Consider the following 4,956-nt stretch of genomic DNA (forward strand, 5'->3'; position numbering starts at 1 on the left):
GGTAACGCTTCCACCACAGTGCCCTCAACCTCAATTACATCTTCCCTGGCCAAACAGCTCACCCTCCTATTTTTCATATCCCAACGCTTCTAAGCTCTTTCTAAGCTCAGCATCAAACACCTTCTGACCGCTTAAAATTTTTTCTCTCACATTATACAACACATGCGGCTTGGCTTCCAGATGCTTTATCTTTTTTTTCTTAGGTTTGTCTATTGACCTACTTTTCCCGTTGGCAATCAAAACATAGTTCTCATCCATCCTGCCTACTATCACAAAATGCTTGCCCTTATCACGCCCTGCTTTGGCCAATACCACTCTGCCTATATCCATACCGTCATTCATTACCTTCACCTGCTCTTCATTGTGTCAAAATTTCAGGATCACCATCAGTGATGGCAATCGTATGCTCAAAGTGGGCTGACAGGCTGCCATCCTGCGTCACGACGGTCCACCCGTCATCCAGGATGACCACCTGATCAGTCCCTTCATTGATCATGGGCTCGATAGCCAAAGTCATTCCCGGGCGTAGCCGCACACCTTTACCAGGGGGGCCATAATTGGGCACCTGAGGATCTTCATGCATGTTCTGACCTATCCCATGGCCAACAAAGGCTTTGACTACTGAATAACCCTTTCCCTCTACAAAAGTTTGAATGGCGTGGGATATGTCAGAGAGGCGGTATCCTGGCCGGGCATATTTCAATCCTTGGTAAAATGCTTCTTCTGCTGTTTTGATCAATTGCAGGGCACGGGGATCCACGTCTCCGACGGCGTATGTCTTTGCAGCATCGCCATGATAACCTTGATACATGACTCCGATGTCTACGCTGACAATATCTCCATCCTGTAGCTGAACAGGTCCAGGAATACCGTGGATGACTTGGTGGTTTATCGAGGTACATATGCTGGCCGGAAAACCGTGATATCCTTTAAACGAAGGAACAGCATTATGGCGGTATATATATTCCTCCACCAACCTGTTCAGCTCAGCCGTTGTTATCCCTACCTCGATACTCTTTGCCACCAACTCATGGGCCCCCGCCACGATCTTCCCCGCTTCGCGCATGAGCTCGATTTCTTTTCTGGATTTTATGATAATCATACAACAATCCCTACTTTAAGAAACCTCGGTAATGCCTCATAAGCATTTGGGCTTCCAGCTGTTTAACCGTCTCAAGGGCCACGCCTACCACAATGAGGATGGCCGTTCCTCCAAAATACATAGGTATTCTAGCCGCTGCCGATGCAGCAATGGGAATTATGGCAACTGCTACCAGGAACAACGCTCCCACCAGAGTAATGCGGTTGGATATGCGCGCAAGGTAATCGGCAGTGGGCTTGCCTGGCCTTATACCCTGGACAAAGCCGCCGTACTGCCTCAAGTTGTTTGCAATCTCAACAGGGTTAAAGGTAATCTGCGTATAGAAATAGGTGAAGAATACGATAAACAGCGCATACAAAACTCCGTAAAGGCCCGTACTCTGATTGAAATTAGCTTCTACCCATCTATTGAAGCCGCTATCAGGGAAAAACTGAGATATTATCTGGGGCAACGATAATATCGAAACCGCAAATATTATAGGGAGAACACCAGAGGAATTAACCTTTAGAGGTATATGGGTGCTTTGCCCACCATATACCTTACGCCCCACAACACGCTTGGCATACTGTACGGGTATTCTCCTTTCTCCAGAATCCACAAATATCACTGCAGCGACCATCAAAACTGCAAATACTACAACTAATGGCAAGCTCCAGGGGCTCATAGTCTTGGCTACAAAAGCCAGCTGCCACAGCGATACCACTGCCAGCGGAAGCCTGGATATGATGCTGGTGAATATAAGAAGGGATATGCCGTTGCCTATCCCCTTATCGGTAATCTGCTCACCCAGCCACATCAAAAAGGCCGTCCCGGCAGTCAAGGTTAAAGCTACGAGGATATACCCAAAAAAGTTCTTGTTTTGAATCGCCTGCCCAGCAAGCCCATAGGTGATACCGATAGCCTGTATGAAGGCTAGCACCACAGTGGCATAACGGGTGTACTGGGCGATTTTCTTTTGCCCCTCCTGGCCTTCCTTGGCCAGCTGTTCCAGCCTAGGGATAGCGACCGTAAGCAACTGCATTATGATAGACGCATTGATATAGGGGGTTATACCCATGGCAAATATGGTAAAATTTGCAAAAGCTCCTCCCGAGATGATATCCAGCAGCCCCAACAGAGTATTCCCCTGTACCAAATCTCTTATATAGCTGCTGTCAATCCCGGGAACCGGTATGAAGCTCCCCACCCTGTAAACCAGAAGCATGAGGAGGGTGTAGATGATTTTTTTTCTTAAGTCGTCTATCCTCCAGGCATTCTTAAAAGTTTCAAACACTTTAAATCACCTCTGCTTTACCTCCAACAGCTTCAATCTTCTGTTGGGCCGTTTTGCTGAACTTATGGGCCTTGACTATCAAGCTCTTGGTGAGTTCGCCATCACCTAAAATCTTAACCCCATCCTTGATCTTCCTTATCAAGCCCTTTTCCTTCAAAAGCTCTGGGGTAACAACCGTACCAGACTCAAATACCTCCAGTGCCCCAACATTTACTTCGCTGTATTCCTTGGCAAATATATTGGTAAAGCCTCGCTTGGGGATTCGCCTGGTCAAAGGCATTTGTCCGCCTTCAAAGCCTGGCCTGACTCCTCCGCCGCTTCTAGCCTTCTGTCCTTTATGACCACGACAGGCTGTCTTGCCATGTCCCGAACCAATTCCCCTACCCTTTCGCTTCGGCTCTTTGTTGCAGCCCTCTGGAGCTCTCAATTCATGCAGCTTCACCTTATACACCTCCCCGTTTTACTCCTCTATCTCTTCAACTTCCACTAAATGCTTGACTTTTTCTATCATTCCGCGAATGGTGGGGTTATCATCATGAATCCTCTGGCTCCTTATTTTCCTAAGTCCCAGAGCCCTAAGGGTTGCAATCTGATCGTCGCGGCAGCCAATAGTACTGCGCACCTGGGTTATTTTGAGTTTTGCCATCGCTTACTACCCCCTTAACCTAGTATCTCCTCGACCGACTTTCCGCGGAGCCTGGCAATTTCCTCAACGGTTTTGAGCTTAGACAACCCTTCCATTACGGCATATGCCACATTGATGGGATTGTTGGAGCCTATGGACTTTGTCAGGATATCACGAATACCCGCCAGTTCCAAAACAGCGCGCGCAGGCCCACCCGCTATAACTCCTGTACCTTCACGGGCAGGTATCATGATTACCTTACCTGCTCCGAATTCACCTATCACCTCGTGAGGAATGGTGGTGTTGACTATGGGGACTTTAATCATGTTCTTCTTGGCCTTTTCTATAGCCTTCCTGATGGCATCGGGTATCTCGGCTGCTTTGCCAAGGCCTATGCCTACATGTCCGTTCCCATCACCCACAACCACAAGGGTGCTGAACCTAAAGTTTTTACCGCCTTTGACAACCTTGGATACACGGTTGATGCTCACAACCCTTTCTTTAAGATCTAACTTACTAGCATCTATCCGCTGCATGCATTACCCTCCTTTAAAACTCCAGTCCGGCTTCTCGCGCACCAGCCGCTACTTCCTGTACTCTTCCATGATATTTATAGCCTCCGCGATCAAATACAACTTTTTTGATCCCTTTCTCCAGGGCTCGTTTGGCTACCAGCTGGCCAACCATTCTGGCAGCCTCTTTTTTGGTCTTACCGGCAAGCTTATCTCTTAACTCCGGATCAAGGGTGGAGGCTGATACCAGGGTATGCCCTATCTCATCGTTGATTATCTGCGCGTAAATATGTTTCAGGCTTCTAAAAACGTTCAGGCGCGGTCTCTCTGCAGTACCTTTGATTTTTTTCCTAATGCGCATATGCCGAACTTTCCTGGCCTCATTCCTGTCTACCTTTTTAATCACGCCGCGTCACTCCTTCCCCTATTATTTACCAGCCTTACCCTGCTTTTGTATTACTCGCTCGTTTTCGTACCTTATGCCCTTACCCTTGTAAGGTTCGGGCGGCCTTACGCTCCTGATCCTTGCTGCCACTTCCCCAACCTTTTGCTTATCGATTCCTTTAACTATGATCTTGTTGGGAGCGGGTACCTCAAACTCAATACCAGGCTCTTCATTTATCTCAACCGGGTGGGAGTATCCAACCGACAGCACCAACTTTTTGCCCTGCTTTTGAGCCCTGTAACCTACCCCTACAATTTCCAGGCTCTTTTGGTAGCCTTTGGTTACACCCTCAATCATGTTCTGAATCAAGGTACGGCTCAAGCCATGCAGAGCTTTGTGAAATTTCTCATCAGTTGGACGTTCCACCCTTACCATGTTTCCATCGACAATTACCTTCATATCCCTGTGTATGCGCTGGGTTAGTTCCCCCTTAGGCCCTTTTACAGTAACGCTGTTATCGGGCGCCACGCTTACTGTGACTCCTGGGGGAATGACCACAGGCCGTTTCCCCACTCTTGACATTTCAAAACACCTCCGTCCCGTTAAAGTTACAGCAACTTACCAGATATAGCAGAGCACTTCTCCTCCCAATCCTTCCTTGCGGGCCTGTTTATCGGTCATAACGCCTTTGGACGTTGAAATGATAGCAATGCCTAATCCACCTAAGACCTTTGGGATTTCATCCTTTTTGACGTATACCCTCAAACCGGGTTTGCTTATTCTCTTAAGCCCCGTAATTACCCTTTGCTTATTGGGACCGTACTTCAAAGTAATCTTAAGGATACCCTGCTTGCCATCATCAATTTCGGTGAAATCCTTAATATACCCCTCTTCCAGCAGTATCCGAGCTATTGCCCTCTTTACGTTTGAAGCTGGTACTTCCACCGTCTCATGTTTTGCTATCAAAGCATTTCGAATTCGCGTGAGCATATCTGCGATTGGGTCAGTCACCATATTCCCTTACCTCCTTTCAGTCTCTCCTGCTTACCAGCTTGCCTT

At 47.7% G+C, this 4,956-nt stretch carries 9 protein-coding genes; all 9 read right to left on the reverse strand.

Translation table 11 applies throughout. The features are described from left to right. Positions 1-66: 66 nt before the first annotated feature. Genes FWJ59_RS07775 through rpsH form a run of 9 tightly spaced genes read right to left on the reverse strand, consistent with a single transcriptional unit; the run spans position 67 to position 4,911 of the window. Positions 67-342, reverse strand: coding sequence for an RNA-binding protein (locus FWJ59_RS07775; protein WP_414481382.1), 276 nt, complete (start codon positions 340-342; stop codon positions 67-69). Positions 343-358: 16 nt separating this feature from the next. Then, complete coding sequence (gene map, locus FWJ59_RS07780) at positions 359-1,102, reverse strand: type I methionyl aminopeptidase (protein ID WP_414481383.1); 744 nt, start codon at positions 1,100-1,102, stop codon at positions 359-361. A 10-nt stretch (positions 1,103-1,112) separates the two neighbouring features. Then, positions 1,113-2,375, reverse strand: a complete 1,263-nt coding sequence (gene secY, locus FWJ59_RS07785; protein WP_414481384.1) for a preprotein translocase subunit SecY — start codon at positions 2,373-2,375, stop codon at positions 1,113-1,115. Position 2,376: 1 nt separating this feature from the next. Beyond that, positions 2,377-2,817: a 50S ribosomal protein L15 gene (gene rplO / locus FWJ59_RS07790; protein ID WP_414481385.1), complete on the reverse strand. Its 441-nt coding sequence runs from the start codon at positions 2,815-2,817 to the stop codon at positions 2,377-2,379. Between the two features lie 18 nt (positions 2,818-2,835). Further along, positions 2,836-3,021, reverse strand: a complete 186-nt coding sequence (rpmD, locus tag FWJ59_RS07795; RefSeq protein WP_414481386.1) for a 50S ribosomal protein L30 — start codon at positions 3,019-3,021, stop codon at positions 2,836-2,838. Positions 3,022-3,035: 14 nt separating this feature from the next. After that, positions 3,036-3,536, reverse strand: a complete 501-nt coding sequence (rpsE, locus tag FWJ59_RS07800) for a 30S ribosomal protein S5 (protein WP_414481387.1) — start codon at positions 3,534-3,536, stop codon at positions 3,036-3,038. 13 nt (positions 3,537-3,549) lie between these two features. Beyond that, positions 3,550-3,918 carry a 50S ribosomal protein L18 gene (rplR, locus tag FWJ59_RS07805; RefSeq protein WP_414481388.1) on the reverse strand — a complete coding sequence of 123 codons (369 nt, stop codon included), beginning with the start codon at positions 3,916-3,918 and terminating at the stop codon, positions 3,550-3,552. A 21-nt stretch (positions 3,919-3,939) separates the two neighbouring features. Then, complete coding sequence (gene rplF, locus FWJ59_RS07810; RefSeq protein ID WP_414481389.1) at positions 3,940-4,479, reverse strand: 50S ribosomal protein L6; 540 nt, start codon at positions 4,477-4,479, stop codon at positions 3,940-3,942. 36 nt (positions 4,480-4,515) lie between these two features. Beyond that, entirely contained in the window at positions 4,516-4,911 is a 396-nt protein-coding gene (gene rpsH / locus FWJ59_RS07815) for a 30S ribosomal protein S8 (protein ID WP_414481390.1), read from the reverse strand. Between the last annotated feature and the right edge of the window lie 45 nt (positions 4,912-4,956).

It is taken from the genome of Caldicoprobacter sp., assembly GCF_047459465.1.
Lineage (GTDB): Bacteria > Bacillota > Clostridia > Caldicoprobacterales > Caldicoprobacteraceae > Caldicoprobacter.